Raw genomic sequence first — 19,881 nt, 5'->3', positions numbered from 1 at the left:
CCTAAAAACGCGGTTATGTTGCGCCTAATTAATGGTGATGGCAATAACATCGCGCCTGAAATTGGGCAATGTTTGCGCAAGCGCACAATGCCTTGTGATCCTTAAGCAAGCGCAATCTTTAGGAAACTCGCAACTTGAGCTAGCTTGGGTATATCATATCCGGCACATTTACTTATTGGCTTGCCGTCGTGCCCCACGATGGTGTTTGAACGTCACAAGGACGTATACATGCGCTCTCTGCTGCTTACTTTAGGTCTTGCTATGCTATTACCCGGTTGCTCCACTCCAAAAGGGCAAGTCTCTGCGCCCGTTGCGGAAAAAATTCCCCATGTGATGACCTTGCACGGCGTCACACGCACCGATGACTACTATTGGATGCGCGACGATAAACGCCAAGATCCTAAGGTATTAGCGCACCTTAAGGCTGAGAATCGTTATACCCAAGCTTACTTTAAGCCGCTTAAGTCATTGCAAGACGGGTTGTTTAACGAGCTGACTGGGCGTTTAGTGGCTGATGAGTCGAGTGTGCCGTACCAATGGCACCAGCATAGCTATTACCGCCGCTACCAAGAGGGCAGCGAATATCCGCTGATCGCCCGCAAAGGCAGTGACGGGGTTGAGCAAATGATGCTCGATGTGAATGAGCGCGCCAAGGGCCATGAGTTTTATGGTTTAGGTGGCGTTAGCGTCAGCCCAGATGAAACCATGTTGGCCTTCGGTGAAGATGTGTTAAGCCGCCGCGTGTATCACATCTATTTTAAAGATATCGAATCCGGCGCCATGATCACCGATGTGCTTGAAAACACAGAGGGTCGTATCGTTTGGGGCAACGACAATCGCCATGTGTTTTATATCGCCAAAGATCTGCAAACCCTGCTGGGCTACCGCGTATATCGCCACGAACTCGGCACGCCACAATCGCGCGATGTGTTGGTGTATGAGGAGCAAGATGATGCTTATTACATCTCTCTCGGCAAGAGTTTAGATGAGTCGCAAATTGTGCTGTTCCATGAGAGCACTACCACTAGCGAAGTGTCAGTGCTGGATGCTAACGATCCTTTAAGCCTGTTCAAACCTGTTCTGGCGCGGGAAGAAGGCCATGAATACAGTGTCTCTAAGCTGGGTGACAGTTATTACATTCTCACCAACTGGCAGGCGACTAACTTCCGTTTGATGAAAGTGGCGATTAAGGATGCCGCCGATAAATCCAAATGGCAGGAAGTGGTTGCTCACAATCCCAATGCGCGGCTTGAAGATGAGCTGGTGCTGAAGGATTACCTGATTATTCAAACCCGTGAAAATGGCCTGACACGGATTAAAGTGATGCCATTCAATGGCCAAAAGCCTTTTGAGCTGAGTTTCGATGAACCCGCCTATGTGCTGGGTTTAGATGTTAACGCCCAGCAAGATAGCGATAAGTTACGGGTTTTCTACTCCAGTCTGACCACGCCAGAGGCGATTTATGAGTACCACTTAAGCAATCCCGATAGACGCGATCTGCTCAAACAGGATCAAGTGTTAGGCGGCTTCGATGCCAGTGCGTACAAAGCCGAGCGCTTATTTATCACCGCCCGCGATGGCGCTAAGGTGCCAGTGTCCTTGGTGTATCGTAAGGATAAGTTCAAGAAAGACGGCACCAACCCTATGTACCAATATGGTTATGGTTCCTATGGTTACACTGTAGAGCCTGATTTTTCGTCGTCGGTTATTAGTCTGCTCGACCGTGGCTTTGTATATGCCATCGCCCATGTGCGCGGCAGCGAAATGTTAGGCCGCCCTTGGTACGATGCGGGCAAGTTACTGAATAAAAAGAATACCTTTAATGACTTTATCGATGTCACCACCGCCTTAACCGAGCAAGGTTATGGCGATAAAAATAAAGTGGTGGCTTCGGGCGGCAGTGCCGGCGGGCTATTAATGGGCGCGATTGCCAATATGGCGCCTGAAAAGTACTTTGCTATTGCGGCGCACGTGCCCTTTGTGGATGTGGTTACGACCATGCTCGATGAGTCGATTCCGCTCACTACCAATGAGTACGATGAATGGGGTAATCCAAACGACAAGACCTATTTTGACTATATGCTCAGCTACTCGCCCTATGACAATGTTGCCGACCATGAGTATCCCCATCTGTTGGTGACCACAGGTTTGCATGATTCACAGGTGCAGTATTTCGAGCCAGCGAAATGGGTAGCTAAACTGCGTGAAGTGCAAAATAAATGGTACAAACTGGACGATAAGGTGTTGTTATTCGAAGTTAATATGGATGCAGGACACGGTGGCAAGAGTGGCCGTTACCGCCAGTATCAAGACACTGCGCAGGAATATGCCTTCTTCCTAAGCCTGCTCGGCATGACTAAGTAGGCGCCAACGGGTGATCGATTTAGTGATTGAAGCCGCTAATTCAACTCCCTCGGCTAGGCCCCCAAAAGGGGCTAGCCAAGCGCCAGCTGTTAACCAAGTTCAGCTTTCTAGCAAGCCAGAAGCGCTAGGAGCTGAGCAAGCTGTTACTTCGGAGCAAGGTGCGACGTTAGAGATAGAACAAGTCTCGACATGGTATCTGTACCTTATCCGCTGCGCCAATGGCCACTTATACACCGGCATCACCACAGATGTCGCACGCCGATTTAACGAACATCAATCAAGCAGCCCCAAGGCAGCAAAGTACCTGCGCGGCAAAGGGCCATTAACCCTGATGTATCAAGAGCAAGTCGGCACCCGCAGCGATGCCCTAAAGCGTGAAATCTCGGTTAAGAAGTTAAGCCGCGCTCAGAAACTGGCGTTGATTGAAAGTGGGCGTGAAACTGCTAACAGTCTTTTTTCGTCATTCCCGCAATGCTGTTGAGCGTGAATCCAGATCTATTAAATGCATTGAAATGATTAAGCACAGTCATTACAGTGACACGCAGCAAGTACGTCCTTGTATGCTCGACCGTGACATCCATGTCACGGACGGTCACTTCCATGTCACGGACGGTCACTTCCATGTCAGTGCTTAATCCAATTAACCACAGAGTATTCTTTTAGCCCTATATGCTCCGATTTTGTTGTTTCACAGCAGAATTTAACAGTGGGTGTCTCATTAAACTGTGGTGGCCAGGCATCACAAGCAATAGCCAGAAAGACAGACTAGAGCCAATAACTAAGTAAAAATTCACTAAACGCACTTGATTGAAAAATAAATATCCCCATTTATAAATAAATCATTAAAAAGTCATGGATACTGAGATGGAAAGAAGACACAGCGTAATCATTAAGTATCAAGGTGAACATATAGCAATACAGTTACCTTCAGTACCAAAGAAAGGTGAAAGAATTAATTTTGATGGAAAATTACGTGAAATTAAGTCAGTCGAATATGAGTTAAATAACCAAGAACAATCAATCGTTATATTTGTAAACTAACTATTCACGGAAATAATTAGACCTTAAAGCCGCCGTTTTTTGTTTCTATAGTACAGTAAAAAGGGGATTTTAGCCTTTAGATATAGCAAGAGTATTAACAAAATTATGGGCTTGATCCAATCACTAAGTAGCAGTATTTTCTACTTGCACATAACGTTACGTAAAAATTAGGGAAGAGCATGAAAGTTGATTTGGATTATATGGGGAAAATTCTATCTGTTTTTATAGAATCTGACAGAGCACATGCGACATTACATGATTTCGCAGAAAAAGATCTTCGACTTGAGAATGAGCATGGTGAAATTAACCAAAAGCTTTTGTTTCATATTCAGATTGCAATAGATAACTTTTTTTTAGGTACATCAACTTCTAATACAATCCATAATTTAAAGGATATAGGTATCAGTACAACAGATACTGATCTATCGCTGTCAATAAGACAAATCCGCTTAACACAGCGAGGACACGATTTTGCTAAAACGTTGCAAAATAAAGAAGTATTAATAAAATTAAAGACGGAATTTAAAGATGCACCTTTTAATGTAATTTTCGACGGTGGTCAAAAGTTACTAGAGCATTACTTTAAAAAGAAGTTAGATGCTTTATTGGACTAGTAATGTTTGGTGAAATTAGCCAAGCCACTAGTTTATCTATAGTTTATCGAGACACCCACTGTTAAATTTTCTTACAGGAATGATAGGGCTGGAAAAACTCTTTTAGGAATAACAAAGGCAAAAGTCAGGACTGGCATTATTCGGTTATCAATGGTTGCACCCAATCAGGCATTGTTGCGCCAGTGACCTTCTAAAACATGGATGTTTTAGTAGAGCCTACAAGGACGTATCCACGGCGAGTCACTGGTGTAACAGTGCGAAAGCCTGCGGCAGGCAATTAGGGGATACCGTTTAACGAGACCGTTTAGTTTAACGAGACACCCATTGTTAAATTTTGTGAGTGATGCAATAAAAATTAGGCATTACTCGTCTATCAATGGTTGTAAAAGTCATGTAAAAGTCAGGACAGGCATTACTTGGTTATCAATGGTTGCACCCAATCCAGCATTGTTGCGCCAGTGATCTCCTAAAACAGGGATTTTTTAGTAGAGCCTACAGGGACGCGATTTTTAAAACATGAGTACGGCGAGTCACTGGTGTGGCTCATATAAGAGCCTGCGGCAGGCAATTAGGGGATACGATAGCCAGAAGCCATGATGCCGCCTATTTGCCCCTCGAACTATTACCGCAACTAAGTTTTGCTATGGAACTACCCATAGGCAGTATCGATGCCACCACACCTTCTGTTAGTTTTATTCTTGTAAGGTTGATTGTAGCCAGTCAAGAAAGTGTGCGTTATGCCGATTGCTTAGTAGGGCTTTATTGGGGATGTAATAGCAAAGGCCTGATTTTACAGTGTTAGGGCTAACGGCTTGCAATATCCCAGCCTGTACATAGAGTGGTAGCGAAGTTTATCGAGACACCCATTGTTAAATTTTGCCCCACATTTATCGTTGTTACTTTAAATCATGTATTAGCTAAGGTTATGCCTTTTAGAAACCAGCAAATAACTACTATTAATTATCCGTTCGGATAGCGAAAGTTGAATGTCTGGCTTATATATTTATGGAGGGAATAAGCCTGTATCAGGCGTCGTATAAACACATTTGAGCATAGTCATCATTGTCGGGGTTTACATGCGTAATCTAAAGATAAATCATCTTTTACTTGGAGCTTTTGCAATTCCCATGATTGCGATTCTTGGGTTAGCCATGCTAGCGATAGGTAAAATGCAAGTCATTAATGAGCAATCCACCGTCATAGCCAATGACTGGCTACCATCCGTGCGCGTTATAGAACGACTGAATGGCCAAACGGCAGATCTTAGGGTGTTAGAATCCCGTCATATTCTCTCGTTGGACGATGCTCAAATGCGAGATACTGAACGCGAATTGGATAAAATAAAAGCGAAAATTGACGAATCTATACGCACCTATCAACAACTGATCACCGAGAATGAAGAAAAAGTCATATTCAATGATTTTAATCGCTTATATAAGGAGTACCTGGGAATTCAGCAGAAGCTTCTCACTCTCTCAAGGGCAAACAAGAATGAAGACGCCAAACAACTGCTGTTAACCGAATCTCTAAATGCTTATAACGAATACTCGGATTTATTACTCCAATTATCTGATTTAAATAGCAAAGGAGCACAAGCTGCGAGCAATCATGGTGATGAGATTTACGATGAATCGATTAAAATAATGCTATTTATCTTAGTCATTGTTTCGCTATTGGTATTTGCTACATCGATTATCATATCGAGATTTATTGTAACTTCGATTAAGACAGTTCAGGCCTTTATTTCTAAATTAGCAAATGGCGATCTTACAGATCGAATTAACGATATTGGTAATAACGAATTAGGTCTATTGGCAAAGGGCTGCAATGATACTGCTGATAAAATTTCTGAAATGACCGAGCAGTTGATTAACGTTGCCGATAATACAGCGACTTCTGCGGAAGTATTGGCCTCCACTATGAATCAGGTTGAAAATAACTCTAAGCAAATGCTGGTTCAGGTTGAACAAATCGCGACCGCACTCAATCAAATGTCCAGTACAGCCCTAGAAGTGAGTAAAAATGCATCTGAGGCTGAAACCAGTGCAAGGGAGGCAATGGATAATGTCACTGTGGGTAATAAATCCCTCGGTGAATCTGATGTCATTTCTGAAAAAATCGGCGCGGCCATTCGTGATTCAGGAGCCATAGTGAATCAACTAAAAGATTATTCGATAGAAATTGGCTCTGTTATTGACGTTATTACCAGTATTTCCGAACAAACTAATTTACTGGCATTAAATGCTGCAATTGAAGCAGCACGGGCCGGAGAAGCAGGACGCGGTTTTGCTGTAGTGGCAGATGAAGTACGCTCACTTGCCGCTAAAACACAACAATCGACTATTGATATTCAAGGGATCATTTCCAAGCTACAGTCTCAAGCAGGAAAAGCTGATCATTACATGAAAGCAAATACAAGTTTGTTAGATGAATCTCAAATGGTTTCGGAAAAGGTACGTAACGCTTTCCATGGTATTTCCACGTCGGTCAATACAATTTCCAATGTCAATACTGTCGTTGCAACGGCTTCTAGCGAACAATCAAGTGTGACTGAAGATATCTCCCAAAATATTTCCTCTACAGTTGAAATAGTCGACCAAAACGTAATGGGTATTGGCAGTGCCAGCAAGGCCTGCCAAGATGTGTTGGCTGAAGCTGGTAAACAAAAGCAACTACTTGCCTTTTTCAAAACAAAACGTCGATATTGAGTGAGTAAGTCGACACTAAAAAAGTCATGACAGGCATTACTCGGTTATCAATGGTTGCACCCAATCCCGGAAAGTCTCAGACTCAAAAAAAGATGCCACTACAAGGGGTTAGTGGCATAAAGTGCATAAGATTGTCCATGGAACGGTAACGCAAAAGGGGTGGGTAGAAGACTGACATTTGGTTGGGTACTGCAACATCAGTCTCTACGCCGGGAAGTTGGTGGAGCGGTAACGCTATTGGTCTAACGGGCTTAGAGTTTGCTTACTGGGCCATCGATTTTATCGAAGCTCACATCACCTGAACCTGACGAGAGAATGGTTAAGCCCTTAGTGTTCACCACATTGATATCGCCTGAGCCATCGTTGATGGTGACTGTGCTTTGCACATTAGCGACTTCAATTTCGCCTGAACCATCGTCAATGGTGATGCTGCCTTTAATATCATTAACTTGGATACCACCAGAGCCGTCGACAATGGCAAGGTTGCCGTTGACTTGGCTGACTTCAATCGCGCCAGAACCATCGTCGATACTGACATTATTGCCGCCATGGATAACCAGTTCGCCTGAGCCATCCTTGACCTTGATATCCGCAGTCATCTTGTTGATAAACACAGCACCTGAGCCATCGTCGATATCTAGCGCTAATCCGGCTGGCACTTGTAGTTTCAAATCGATATAGGGAGAGTAATTGCTAAAGCTGCTATGGGATTCAAAGTCGGCCTTAAGCTTGGCTTTGTTGGCCTTTTTCTCAAGGGTGAGAATGACTTTGCTATCGTCATTGCTATAGATATCAGCGACTAATTTAATTTGGGTTAGGCCTTCGACACCGATGATTTCAAGGCTGCCCGCACCTGTTTCGGCAACGAGCTCCTGTAAGTCTTGAGCATCGAGGCTGAGTTCACGTTGCTCGTGGTCTAAATCCGGCATGCCAGCGGCGTTCACATTGATAATGCAGCCAGTGAGTGACACGCCAACCGTAAAGAGGGCGACAAATCCGAGGGTGAATATAAAAGGGCGTAGTGACATTTTCTTCTTCCTTGTTATCGACACTCGACGACCGACTGAGTGCTGAGCTATTAGCGATAAGCTTGATATCAGTCGAGATTGCACATCCTATGCCAATTTTAAAATATATTAATAATCATGTAGATAAGTTAAATGTGTCCGCTTGGACGAGGGCGGACATGTCCGCTGAATAAGTGATTTTTCCCAAAGAGTGGTGAAATTACTCACTTATTCAGTTAGCGTGTGTTCAACATTCCAGCTTGATAAAAGCGTAACCAGAAAGGATTCATATGGATTACTTAACGACCAATAAAACCGCCTGGGATGCTCGCACTCGGGTGCATTTAACCTCTGATTTTTATGATGTTGAAGGCTTTTTGAGTGGCAAAACATCCTTAACGGAAATCGAGCTAAACGAGCTTGCGGTGACGGGCAAAAGCCTACTGCATCTGCAATGTCATTTTGGTCTAGATACCCTGTCGTGGGCGCGAATGGGCGCAAAGGTGATAGGAGTCGATTTATCCGAGGTGGCGATTGCTGAGGCGCGCAAGTTGGCGCAGCAGACGCAGTTGTCCGCCGAGTTTATCTGTAGCGATGTCTACAGCGTAGCGGGCAAGGTTGAGCCGCAAGATATTGTTTTTACCTCCTATGGTGCCATTGTGTGGCTGCCGGATTTAACACTCTGGGCGCAGACCATTGCGGCGTGTTTAAAGCCCGGCGGACAGTTTTATATGGCCGAGTTTCATCCGGCGCAGCAGCTATTTGATGGTTATAGCTATTTTAATCGCGGTGAGCCAGACATTGAGCAGGAAGGGACCTATACCGAGAATGCCGGTGATGAGCAGCAAACCTTAATGTGCTGGTCACATAGTTTGTCTGAGGTGATCAATGCCTTATTGCAGGCGGGCTTAGTGTTGGAGTTCTTCCACGAATTTGCGTTTAGCCCCTATAACTGTTTTGCAGGGCTAGAGGCGCAAACCGATGGCCGTTATGTACTAAAACACCAAGGGCAACAGGTGCCCTTGGTGTATAGCATTAGCGCGCGTAAGCCTGCTTAATCCTTGCCGTTTTTAACTGCGGGATTAACGGCTACGGTAGACTGGATACTTAAGATATTGATTATCGTAGTAAGGACTGCGCTCATAGAACCAGCGTAAGCGTGCCTCGGGATCGGCAGCAAACGCTGGGTTTTCCAGCGCTTTGTTAAATTCCGCCTGTAGCTTGGGATCTTCCTTAAGCATCTTGGCGGCCAGCGGCTCTACGGCGTAGTCCTCAATGTATTCGGTACGGGTAAAGATAGGGTTGAAGAAGCCCCATTGCAGTAATGAGTCCGGTGATTGTGGCTCAAGCAGTAAAATCGCCAGATCGCCTAAGGGTTGATCTGTACTGATTTTCACTGTGCCTGCGGGCAAGGTGGTGGTCAGTTTCGCCAGTGTCGAGTCGGTCTTCACTGTGAGTCGCCCCTCGAACGCTTTGGTATTAAACACCGGATTGCTCAGGCTATATTGCTGCAATTTAAGCTCTGTTGGCTTGCTTAAACGTGTCATCCGAATGCCGTGTAGATTCAAGCGGTCAATCACTTGCGTCCACTGGGCGGGAATATAGTAAGCACTCGGGCGAGTGACTTTAATATCGGGCACGGTTTCGGCCATCACAGGCAGGTTAGGGTACAGCTTAGGCTCGCCTGTCCAACGCACTACCTCGGTGCCGCTAATCGGACTCTGCTCAAGAGTGTAGTCGATGCCTTTAAAATCCCAGCCTTTAGCCAGTGGTGCCGATTTCCACGTTAATGTGATCAGTGGCGAGGCGCGGTATTTATCCTCTTGAATTGCACTCTTTAACTTGGTCGCTTGGTCGCCCACGGTTTTAAGGGTTTGCTCAAGCATTACATATGTGCCAAGTACGCGCTGCTTAAAGGGTTTTAAGCTGTGGTTCTCAATCAAAATAGTCGGCAGATGGCGGGCATCACCATAACCATTAGAGAAGCGTGGGCTCGGGTTCCACAGTGACATGCCCTTAGTGATATCGGTATTGTCGATGGCGAAAATCAGCGGACCTGGAATATGGCCCTGGGCGCTTAGCGCGGCTTCTACCGCTGGGCGATAGCTATTTTCGAGCCAGCGGAAACTAGCGGGACTCAAGCCTTGGGCGAGGTTGTAACCGAAGGTGATATCGTATTGGTAATCGATGCCGTCGGTGACATGCACATCGATATACAGATCCGGTTGCCACACATTAATTGCCCGCAGCATATGCTGCATTTCTAGGGTGTCGGCCTTAGCATAGTCGCGGTTAAGGTTGAGGTTATTGGCATTGGTGCGCCAGCCCATATTCACTGGGCCTCGTTGGTTTACGCGATTAAATTCGCCGCTGCGCTCATGGGCATCCACACTAAACATAGGTACAAACAAGAGGTTGGCTTTTTCGATTAGATCGCTTTTGTCGCCTTTAACTATATCCCGCAGTAGCATCATGCCGGCATCTTTACCGTCGATCTCGCCTGCGTGGATCCCCGCTTGTACTAACACCGTTGGCTTAGTGTTTTGCTTGAGACGCGCCGATTCGTTAATGCCTTCACTGCTGGCGACATACATCCAAATATCGCGGCCTTGAGGGCTCTGACCTAGGCTGACTTTTTGCAATTTAGTGGTTTCGGCTGCCAATCGGTCGAGCCATGCGATGGTGTCGTCATAGCTTGGGCTTTCGGTGCCGTTGCTTTGCTCGAAGGGCGTCGCCCATTCGTTATCGGCGCTGAGTAACAGAGCTTCGCTGCCACCATGCCACGTGATGCTCGGCGGGAGAATGGCATCATTGACAAAGGTATTAGCGCGAGTCGGTGTCGCTGTGACTTCGGGAGCGGTTTCTATCGCGCTCAAAGCGCTACCGCTGGCATTTGTTTCAACCGCGTCGGTTTTAGCGGCCTCAGTGCTGGCAACTTCAGCGTTGGCAGCTCCAGAATTAGTCACTTCGGGTTGTGCGACTTCGGTATTCGCGGCAACGGCTAACTGGGCTGTGAATAATGAGCCCGCCGATAAGCAGGCAATGGCGATAACGGAAGGGGAAAACAAGCGCATGAAAACAGTCCACACATCGAATTTTTATTAGGGCGGTATCTTTTCATTAAGCCCCTACAAGTGCAAGGGCTGCCAAGGGTTTATCTTGGTCTGAGGGAGTGGTTTTTCGCTGCTATTCCCGTGGTGACGGCCTATGCGCGCTTGGTAGTTTTATGTAACACGGTTTGTCCGCGATAGGCGACTTCGATAATCTCGATATCGGCGTAGAGAGCTTCGACGGCAATGGCAAGTTGATAGATAAGCCAGCCGTATCCCGTGAGGGCAAATCCCTGTGCGACTTCATTTGCCAAAGGGGGCGAATTTGGTGTCTGAGCGGCCAAGCTAAGTTGTAATCTGTGTTGCAACTCTTGCTCTAATGCATTTGGTAGTGTGGGCAATGTGGCTGTTTTACCTGCAACAAATTCGCTAAGGCGTTGCAGATAAGCCGTAAGCTCGGCGGCGACTTTGTTGATTTGGTGGTAAGCCTCTTTGTCGGCCTCCTGCCAGCGACTCAAAGGTAATAATTCGAGCAGGGTGATCAGCCGCACCTGTTTATTGACTAATTCCGCCAGCAGCACTTTATGTTTTTTTAGGGTTTTGCTTTCCCACTCGAGGGAGAAAAACAGTTTCTTCTGGGTTAATACCGCCTTCATCGCCGCTTCGAGTTCGGCGCGAAAATCTAAATCATGGTTGGCTGGCGCCTGTAAATGTTGGGTCAGCACCTTGGCCATATTATCGATGGCATTGGCGAGCTGACTACGCCAGTCCTGCTTGGCTTTAATCGGGAAGATAAACAGCGACACCAGAATCGCGATAACACAACCCAGCAGAATATTGGCCGTGCGCCATAGCGCCTCAGAGGTATCATGATTAGCATCGCCCACCACTATAATAATGGTGAATCCCGCCACCAGATAGGCATAGCTGTAGCGTCCCGCCGAGATAAAACAGATCAGCGTCACCCCTAAAATTAACAGCCCCATAATCAGCCAATAGCTGTCGAGTGTGGCCACTAACATCACACCATAAGCCGAGCCTAAACAAGTGCCTACCGCCCGTTGTAGCGACTTTTCAATCGCACCACCCACCTGTGGTAGACTCATCATAATGATCACAATCGTCACCATGCTCCAAATAAAATGCGGCGGTGACCAAATGGCATTAATGGTGACGGCAATCAGCAGGGCGAGGCCGAGTTTGAGGGCGTGAATGGCGCGGAAATGGCGATAGATAAAGTCGGCAAAAGGGCTTGCAGGGGCAAAGACGGACATAATGCAACACTCCTTTGGACTGATGGTAGCCAAGTCATTATCGCAGAAACGCACTTCGCCCGTGTGGTTGGGCTGATAAAGAAATGCAAATTGCGAGGCGGCGCTGTTTGAGCTTAGTCCAAGGCACCGCCAAGATCACATTAAAGCTAGGTAATTGATATTAAATCAGTAAGATAGCGTGCAGTCTGTACAAAGCTCCGTCATAAAAAGGCTTGAATAAGCAAGCCTATTCAAGCCTTAGGATGCGCGTGCGTGTTAACTCGGTTCTTGAGTCGGTTGCTCCGCAGTGTACTTATCCATAATCACGGCACAGGCGGCGTCACCTGTGATGTTTAGCGCGGTGCGGATCATGTCAAACACTCGGTCGAGGGCGAATAACAGCGGTAAACCATCAATGGGAATACCCGCAGCCAATAGCACTGCGACCACTAAAAATGACGGACCTGGCACACCCGCTTGGCCAATGGCGCCTAAGGTGGAGGTAAAGATAATCGCAGCATAGGCGGTCATTGATAGGTCAATGTTGTACATTTGCGCGAAAAACATCGCGACCAGACCATAATAAATCGCGTTGCCGCTCATATTGATGGTGGCACCTAAAGGCAGCACAAAGGCAGTGGTGGCCTTAGAAACCTTAAGATCTTCTTCGCAGGTTTCCATATTTACTGGCAGCGTTGCCATTGATGACGCCGTCGACAGTGCCATCACCTGCGGCTTTTTCATCGCCGAAATAAATTGGCGTGCCGATACCTTAGAAAACAGCTGGACCACTAAGGGGAAGAACACAAAACCGTAGATCAGAATCGCGGCCACAAACACGGCAAACAGCTTAAACACGACTTCTAAGGCATCGAAACCGAAGGTGCCGACGGAATCGGCCATCAAGCCAAATACCCCAATAGGGGCTATCACCATCACGCAGTTGATCATCCACACAAAGGCGTCGACTACGGTATTTAACGCTGCCATGATGGGTTTAGCGCCATCACCTTTGACCTTCGTCAGTGCGATACCAAAGAAAATACTAAACACCAGTATTTGAAGGATATTTCCGCCGTTTAGCGATTCGAACACATTGGTTGGGATCATGCCGATAAAGGTGTCGATCACTCCGGGGAGTGCACCATGTTCGGCGGTCACTTCCATCAAGCCATTGCCACTGTGGGCGGTAAAGTCAACACCGGCGCCGGGTGTAAACATCTTACCCATCACTAATGCCAAAGCGACGGCAAGGCCTGAGGTGACAATAAAGAAGCCAAAAGTGCCCACGCCAATCTTACCCGCCGAGGGGCTATCACCTAAGCTGGCGGCGCCACTGATGATTGACACCAGTACCAATGGGATCACTAGCATTTTGATTAAATGGATAAAAATGGTACCAAGCGGTGCGAAGATACTCGCACTTTCACCCATGATAAAACCCACCAGTGCGCCAATAATCATGGCGATAACCACTTGTACACCAATGTTGCCTAATAAACTCTTGCTCTTCATTCTTGCGAAACTCCCCGGTTGCCGCGGCATTTTGTGTCTTAAGACTCGTTATCTATTTACAGGTCAGCCTTTGCTTTTAGCGTAAAAAGCTCAGCCCCGATAGGTTTTTTGGGCGCCTAAGGTATCACAGTTGCTGTAACGGTTTTTGTGAAACATCATCAACCTTGGTTTGAAAATAACCAAAACCTAAATAACATGACCTATAAATAAATAATATTTAAAAATTATCGTATTAAAATGGTTTTTATTTAATTCAGACTTGTTTTTTGTCCATCGAATTGATGAATTGTGATTTAGGCTTTGATGGGCGCAGATATCCTCTCGTATTCTTGGCACCGGTTGAGTCGCGATAATTCCCATCTTTTACTTGTATGAATCTTGAGAGTGGGGAATAGCCAAATAGCCTCCATGACTATTCAACTCTTTGACTTACTCGGTTTTCCCTATGACAACACCATTTCGAGGACATTATGAATATCACTTCATTCTTTGGTAAACCTGAGTCGTTACAGTGCTGGATAAGAAAGTGCATCGAACAACCTAGATTAAGTTATTGGCTGGTCTATCAAGATCTTGATCAAGGTAAATCCCTTCAACTGACCACATTGTTGTTCCCGATAGTGGTTAGGGCGTGTTGACGTTTCGAGATTAGATTTTGTTCGTTCTGGCAAGCACGTGCTCGCGAAACGAGGAATGAAGTGTAGTTATTCTACTCAAATGACGAGTGACAAAGAGCAAGGGCTTGCCAGGCGAACCCTTCGGGCAGCATTTGGCTGGCGTTTCTGCTGCGTTATTGTCCGTTTATGTAGAGTAACTACACTGCACGGACTTTGCCTTGCATAAAAGCCAGCCAAACTGCTGCAAAAACAACCATGAAACGTCAACACGCCCTAATATGAGGGATCTATCGGATGCCGAAATCGATGCCTTTGAGGATGATTTAGGCCGGAGTGACTATGGTTATCTGCTAAATACGGATCAAATCGAGGATGTCATTGCTAATCTTAAGCAGCAAAAAGCTCAGCCCAGTGAACAGGAACTGCTTGAAGCTATCATCTTTTACTATGAGCGAGATGCGTTTATCGATATTAAAGTATTTGTATTTACATGTTTTAAATCAGATGAAATGCCGACGTTTTACGTCGGCATCGGCGTTTAAAGCGAGGTGGTAAGTGGTGCAGTGTTTAGTGGTTATTGAGGATCGAGTGCCCTGTTTTTTATGAATTCAATGTTGCTAGCACTCGATACCTCTTTTCGCCCTAAGGCATTGCTGGGAAAGTGAATGAACTACCGATACCTAATGGCAGACCTAATGCCCAATATGCCAATAAGAAACCGCTCCAAAGCAGGAGAAAACTGATTGAAAACGGCAGCATCAGCGCCACTAGGGTACCAATGCCTGACTCCTTAACGTATTTTTGGCAAAACACTACTATCAGCGGAAAATAAGGCATCAGCGGGGTAATGATATTGGTCGACGAGTCGCCCACGCGGTAAGCGGCTTGAGTCAAATCGGGCGATACGCCCAGCTCCATTAACATGGGTACCATAATGGCACCAATCAACGCCCATTTGGCTGAGGCTGAGCCGACTAATAGATTGACAAACGCGGTGAGAAACACAATCCCCACCAAAGTCACACCCATCGGAAGAGCCAATTCTTTCAACGCCAACGCGCCTTTAATGGCCATTAATGCACCTAAATTGGATTGGCCAAACGCATAAATAAACTGAGCACAGAAAAAGGCCATAACGATGTAATAACCCATGCCGCTCATGGACTTACTCATGCCTTGAATAATGGCTCTGTGGTTATTCGCCGTACCCGCAACATAGCCATAGACTATGCCTGGCACGAGGAAGAACACAAAAATAATCGCCACAATGGAGCGCATTAATGGTGCGGAGGCACTGGTTAAGGCGCCGTCAGTAGCGCGCCAAGCAGAGTTGTCACCATAGGCGGTGAATACTAATCCTAATGCACACAATAACATGGATAGCATCGCAAATCTGAGTCCGCGGCGCTCATGGGGTTGCAGCTCATCAAGTGTGGGGAGTGTTGCTGGATCGCCATTTACCGCAGTGTTTTTTAGGCGCGGTTCGATGATCTTATCGGTAATAAACCAGCCAACTAAGATAATTAACACGGCTGAAGCTGACGTAAAGAAAATATTATTCAGTGGGTTAATTGTTAATGTTGCGGCAGCTGGGTCGGCCGATAATCTTGCGGCCGCCTGAGTTAAGCCCGCTAACATAGGATCAAGACTCGATGGCACGCCCACTGTTGCAGAAAAACCACCGGATACGCCAGCAAAAGCGGCGGCAATACCGGCTAGGGGATGACGACCCGCAGCATAGAAGATCACCGCGCCCAGTGGGATAACGAGTACATAACCTGCGTCAACCGCGACATGGCTCAGGATACCCACTGCGATCAGTACCGGAGTGAGTAAAATCTTGGGTGTCACGGATAAAATTGAGCGCAGCCCCGCATTAATAAAGCCTGTATGTTCTGCAACACCTAAGCCAAGCATTGCAACCAGCACGACACCGAGCGGCGGAAAAGTCACAAAGGTTGATACGAGTGTTGAGGTAAAGGCGGTTAATGCACCGCCTTCGAGCATATTGACGACTTGAATCGGGTTACCCGTTCGGGGATCGATTTCATCAAAACTGACGCCCGATAACCCCCAAGAGATCAGCCAGACCAAGCCTAGAAATAGTGCAAATAATACTGCGGGGTCGGGGAGTTTATTCCCTACTGTTTCGACAGTATTGAGAAATCGCTGGAATCCTGTGGCAGGTTTATGATTTTCCATTTGGGTGCCGCTTCCTAAAAATGATGATTGTTATTGGTGATTATAAAAACGCAGCATTAATTTAAGCTTGGTTTAACTAATCGATAAGAAATAAAACACATAAAAATCTAACGCAGCGACGTTAGTGCGGGTGGGTTTTAGTTACAAAATTAACCGACAAATAAAAAGCGCGGGTTCATCACTGAATCCGCGCTTTTTTACTCAACAATGTGTTTGATTACATTATCTAAATGAATCCGCTACGCGTTTATGCCTTTGGGCCAGCGTTACGGATGGCGTCTGACACTTGATACTTCGCGAAGTTCTTAGTGAAGGCTTCGGCCAGTTTTTGGGCGTATTCGGCGTACAGTGCTTTATCGCTCCAAGTGTTCACTGGGTTGAGTAGATTGCTGTCGACACCGCTAACCGCTACAGGCACCGCGAGGTTTAAGGTATCTAAATGAACGGTTTCAACGTTTTTCAGCTCGCCGCTGACAATCGCATCGACAATGGCGCGGGTGGTTGGGATGTCGAAACGTTTACCAATACCGTGTGGGCCGCCAGTCCAGCCAGTGTTAACTAGGTATACTTGGCTACCGAATGATTCGATACGCTTCATCAGCAGCTCAGCATACACGCCCGCAGGACGTGGGAAGAACGGCGCGCCGAAGCAGGTAGAGAAGGTTGACTGAATCGCAGAGGTTGAGCCGATTTCAGTCGAACCGACTTTCGCCGTGTAGCCAGAGAGGAAGTGGTAAGCCGCTTGCTCTTTGCTCAGGATAGAAACTGGTGGCAACACGCCAGACACGTCGCAGGTTAAAAACACCACTGCGTGAGGCTCGGCGCCACGGTTGTCTTCTTTACGCTGGGCGATATGCTCGAGCGGGTAAGCCGCACGGGTGTTTTCCGTCAGGCTGCTGTCTTTGTAGTTAGGTACGCGGTGCTCGTCCATTATCACGTTTTCCAGCACAGTACCGAAATGAATCGCATCCCAAATCACAGGCTCGTTCTTTTGGCTCAGGTCGATACATTTGGCGTAGCAGCCGCCTTCGATGTTGAATACGCCGCCCGGTGCCCAGCCGTGCTCATCGTCACCGATCAGGAAGCGTTTTGGATCCGCAGACAGGGTGGTTTTACCTGTACCCGACAGACCGAAGAATAGGGTGGTGTCGCCGTCTTTACCTACGTTTGCCGAGCAGTGCATTGGCAATACGCCTTGGGCTGGCAGCAGGAAGTTTTGTACAGAGAACATCGACTTCTTCATTTCGCCAGCGTATTTCAGGCCCGCTAGCAACACTTTGCGCTCGGCAAAGTTTAAGATCACCGCCGCATCTGAATTGGTGCCATCACGCTCAGGAACACAGACGAAGTCTGGTGCGTTGATGATTTGCCATACAGGCTTGTCTTGACGGTTAAATTCTTCTGGGATGATAAAAAGGTTGCGGGCGAACAGTTGGTGCCAAGCGTATTGAGTCGTCACGCGCACTGGCTGGTAATGTTCTGGGTCTGCACCGACTTCGAGGTCAGATACAAACAACTCTTTATCGGCGAGGAATGCTTCTACACGCGCCCATAATCCTTCAAAAGCACCGGGTTCAAATGCTTGGTTGACGGGTCCCCATTCGATATCAGCCGCTGAACTAGGTTCTTTAACAATAAAACGATCGCCAGGAGAGCGACCTGTGCGTGTACCGGTTTTGGCAACCAGCGCACCATTGGCGGTTAATTCACCTTCGCCGCGGAGCAGGGCAAATTCGACCAGTTGTGCTGTTGAGGGGTTGTAATGAACGCGGTTTAATCCATCCGCCATAGTGAGGTCTCCATTGACTTGTATTTGTAAGGTTATTTTTTATCGATCGTCTGCCGATTTTGCTTTTATTTATCGCCCGAGGCGTGCTAGGGGACAAAGTGTGCCGATTGTATCCTATCCGTAGCTAAAGTGTGAGCTGGATCATTGAGGTGGTACAAAAAAGGGCACCCAAGGTGCCCTTTTGACAGTAAGTAAAAACTTACTGCTGGGTATTTGAAGTGGTGCCATTGGCATAGATTGCTGCAACATCAATAGCATCGAACACGTATTTCGCATTGCAGTATTCACAGTCCATGTCGACCTTACCGTCTTCCGCCAGAATGGCTTCGACTTCGGCTTGATCGATGGTTTTAATCGCCGCCGCACTGCGCTCGCGTGAGCAAGTGCATTTAAAGCTGACTTCGATAGGATCGAATAGACGCACTTCTTCTTGATGATACAAGCGGTGTAATACGTCCTGCGCTTCTAGGGTGAATAACTCTTCCGCCTTGATGGTCGCTGTCAGCTGACATAAATGCTCGAAGTCGGCATTGTGGTCTTCTTGGCTTGGTAATATTTGCAGGAACATGCCAGCAGCTTGTTTACCGTCGGCAAATAGCCACATTGCTGTGGGTAATTGCTCTGACTGGTTAAAGTAGTCTTCGACACAGGCGGCTAAGGTGGGTTTATCAAGGGCGACCACGCCTTGATAGCGTTCGCCTTCGTCCGGTGTGAGGGTGATAACCATATAACCTTGGCCAAACAGGTCGGCTAGGCTGGCATCGTCGGCTAACTCGCCATCCCAGCGGGCGATACCGCGTAATTGCTGCTGGTTATTGCCATTGATCACCGCCAGCGATACTGGGCCATTCCCTTGCAACTGCACGCTAATATCACCGCTAAATTTTAGGGTGGCGGTTAATAAAGAGGTCGCCGCTAGCAATTCGCCGAGCAGGGTTTGCAGCACAGGAGGATAGGCATGTGAACCTATTACCTGCTGATAGCTGTCTTGCAATTGCACCAGTTCACCACGCACATCGGCATTATCGAACAGGTAGCGGTGTAAAATATCTTGGGTCATTTTGTATCTCACTATTAGGTAACTTTTACGTAATTCTTAGCATTCTTTAAATCGGATAAGTTGGCGTCGTTGCTTTTTATCCGGTTTATGGTCGGGTGCAGGATTATTAAGAATATTCAATCGTCTTGCTTCGGCATTTAACGCGCGTTTAGCGATGCTGGCGGCGGTTTCTTCGTACAATTCCTGTGCAATTGATGCACTTTGGCGTGATTCTGATAATTTTTTTATGACGATCTCTTTATCGTCATAACCTTGTCGTATCTTAAGGACGGCACCTATCTCAGCATTCTTACTAGATTTGGTGCGCGCACCGTTGTAATGTACTTTGCCGCCGTTGATCATTTCTTTGGCTATGGCTCGGGTTTTATAAAAACGTGCGGCCCATAACCATTTATCGAGTCGAACGCTGCCACTGTCGCCTGAACTTTGTGTCATAGTGTCTCCAAGATAAAAGATCGATGAGTTCACATGCTGAGTAATAAAATGCCTAAGTCGCATTGCTATTATGTTAAAGAGTGGTGCGCTTCACACCCTTTTTAGGCGGGCAAAGTTAGCATAAATGGCCAATTTTCGCCAATTGCAATACTGTTATGGGGTTGTTGCCAAATGCGGCCTAGGTTAGCATGTGGCGAACATGATAATTTTTATAATCAGAACAGAG

17 protein-coding genes are annotated in these 19,881 nt (G+C 46.8%); 9 read left to right on the top strand and 8 right to left on the bottom strand.

Annotated elements, in window-relative coordinates:
* Positions 1-228 precede the first annotated feature (228 nt).
* The 7 genes from KXJ80_RS01320 (at position 229) to KXJ80_RS01290 (ending at position 6,727) form a co-directional block, all read left to right on the top strand.
* Entirely contained in the window at positions 229-2,364 is a 2,136-nt protein-coding gene (locus KXJ80_RS01320; RefSeq protein WP_218737643.1) for a S9 family peptidase, read from the top strand.
* Between the two features lie 10 nt (positions 2,365-2,374).
* Positions 2,375-2,845: a GIY-YIG nuclease family protein gene (locus KXJ80_RS01315; protein WP_259474516.1), complete on the top strand. Its 471-nt coding sequence runs from the start codon at positions 2,375-2,377 to the stop codon at positions 2,843-2,845.
* Between the two features lie 31 nt (positions 2,846-2,876).
* Complete coding sequence (locus tag KXJ80_RS01310; RefSeq protein WP_256930976.1) at positions 2,877-2,999, top strand: hypothetical protein; 123 nt, start codon at positions 2,877-2,879, stop codon at positions 2,997-2,999.
* A 229-nt stretch (positions 3,000-3,228) separates the two neighbouring features.
* Entirely contained in the window at positions 3,229-3,405 is a 177-nt protein-coding gene (locus KXJ80_RS01305; RefSeq protein ID WP_218737642.1) for a hypothetical protein, read from the top strand.
* Positions 3,406-3,584: 179 nt separating this feature from the next.
* Positions 3,585-4,019: a DUF2513 domain-containing protein gene (locus KXJ80_RS01300; RefSeq protein ID WP_218737641.1), complete on the top strand. Its 435-nt coding sequence runs from the start codon at positions 3,585-3,587 to the stop codon at positions 4,017-4,019.
* 538 nt (positions 4,020-4,557) lie between these two features.
* Entirely contained in the window at positions 4,558-4,821 is a 264-nt protein-coding gene (locus tag KXJ80_RS01295) for a hypothetical protein (RefSeq protein WP_218737640.1), read from the top strand.
* Positions 4,822-5,095: 274 nt separating this feature from the next.
* Positions 5,096-6,727, top strand: coding sequence for a methyl-accepting chemotaxis protein (locus KXJ80_RS01290; RefSeq protein ID WP_218737639.1), 1,632 nt, complete (start codon positions 5,096-5,098; stop codon positions 6,725-6,727).
* 251 nt (positions 6,728-6,978) lie between these two features.
* Here KXJ80_RS01290 and KXJ80_RS01285 read toward each other — a convergent pair whose 3' ends face one another.
* The gene (locus KXJ80_RS01285) at positions 6,979-7,755 is read right to left on the bottom strand and encodes a DUF4097 family beta strand repeat-containing protein (protein ID WP_218737638.1); all 777 of its coding nucleotides are present in this window, start codon (positions 7,753-7,755) and stop codon (positions 6,979-6,981) included.
* Between the two features lie 269 nt (positions 7,756-8,024).
* On the opposite strand from KXJ80_RS01285, the gene KXJ80_RS01280 reads away from it, so the two are divergent.
* Positions 8,025-8,792 (top strand): class I SAM-dependent methyltransferase, encoded by a 768-nt coding sequence (locus KXJ80_RS01280; RefSeq protein WP_218737637.1) that lies wholly within the window; start codon positions 8,025-8,027, stop codon positions 8,790-8,792.
* Positions 8,793-8,816: 24 nt separating this feature from the next.
* Here the strand turns inward: KXJ80_RS01280 and KXJ80_RS01275 are convergent, their stop codons facing one another.
* The 3 genes from KXJ80_RS01275 to KXJ80_RS01265 form a co-directional block, all read right to left on the bottom strand.
* Positions 8,817-10,808 carry a M14 family metallopeptidase gene (locus KXJ80_RS01275; protein WP_218737636.1) on the bottom strand — a complete coding sequence of 664 codons (1,992 nt, stop codon included), beginning with the start codon at positions 10,806-10,808 and terminating at the stop codon, positions 8,817-8,819.
* Positions 10,809-10,939: 131 nt separating this feature from the next.
* Positions 10,940-12,058 carry an FUSC family protein gene (locus KXJ80_RS01270; protein ID WP_218737635.1) on the bottom strand — a complete coding sequence of 373 codons (1,119 nt, stop codon included), beginning with the start codon at positions 12,056-12,058 and terminating at the stop codon, positions 10,940-10,942.
* Between the two features lie 255 nt (positions 12,059-12,313).
* Positions 12,314-13,552 carry a dicarboxylate/amino acid:cation symporter gene (locus KXJ80_RS01265; protein WP_218737634.1) on the bottom strand — a complete coding sequence of 413 codons (1,239 nt, stop codon included), beginning with the start codon at positions 13,550-13,552 and terminating at the stop codon, positions 12,314-12,316.
* An 895-nt stretch (positions 13,553-14,447) separates the two neighbouring features.
* On the opposite strand from KXJ80_RS01265, the gene KXJ80_RS01260 reads away from it, so the two are divergent.
* The gene (locus tag KXJ80_RS01260) at positions 14,448-14,711 is read left to right on the top strand and encodes a DUF7716 domain-containing protein (RefSeq protein ID WP_259474515.1); all 264 of its coding nucleotides are present in this window, start codon (positions 14,448-14,450) and stop codon (positions 14,709-14,711) included.
* Positions 14,712-14,811: 100 nt separating this feature from the next.
* On the opposite strand, the gene KXJ80_RS01255 is transcribed toward KXJ80_RS01260, so the two are convergent.
* The 4 genes from KXJ80_RS01255 to hslR all read right to left on the bottom strand — a co-directional run bounded on the left by KXJ80_RS01255 (position 14,812) and on the right by hslR (position 19,655).
* On the bottom strand, positions 14,812-16,371 hold the full coding sequence (locus KXJ80_RS01255) for an AbgT family transporter (RefSeq protein WP_218737633.1): 1,560 nt from the start codon (positions 16,369-16,371) through the stop codon (positions 14,812-14,814).
* A gap of 247 nt (positions 16,372-16,618) precedes the next feature.
* Complete coding sequence (locus KXJ80_RS01250; protein ID WP_088586493.1) at positions 16,619-18,160, bottom strand: phosphoenolpyruvate carboxykinase; 1,542 nt, start codon at positions 18,158-18,160, stop codon at positions 16,619-16,621.
* A 199-nt stretch (positions 18,161-18,359) separates the two neighbouring features.
* Positions 18,360-19,220, bottom strand: coding sequence for an Hsp33 family molecular chaperone HslO (gene hslO / locus KXJ80_RS01245; protein ID WP_218737632.1), 861 nt, complete (start codon positions 19,218-19,220; stop codon positions 18,360-18,362).
* A gap of 36 nt (positions 19,221-19,256) precedes the next feature.
* Positions 19,257-19,655, bottom strand: a complete 399-nt coding sequence (hslR, locus tag KXJ80_RS01240) for a ribosome-associated heat shock protein Hsp15 (protein WP_037416410.1) — start codon at positions 19,653-19,655, stop codon at positions 19,257-19,259.
* Between the last annotated feature and the right edge of the window lie 226 nt (positions 19,656-19,881).

The sequence above is a fragment of the Shewanella xiamenensis genome, from assembly GCF_024971755.1.
Classification (GTDB): domain Bacteria; phylum Pseudomonadota; class Gammaproteobacteria; order Enterobacterales; family Shewanellaceae; genus Shewanella; species Shewanella xiamenensis.
This window is presented reverse-complemented; position numbering and strand designations above follow the sequence as displayed.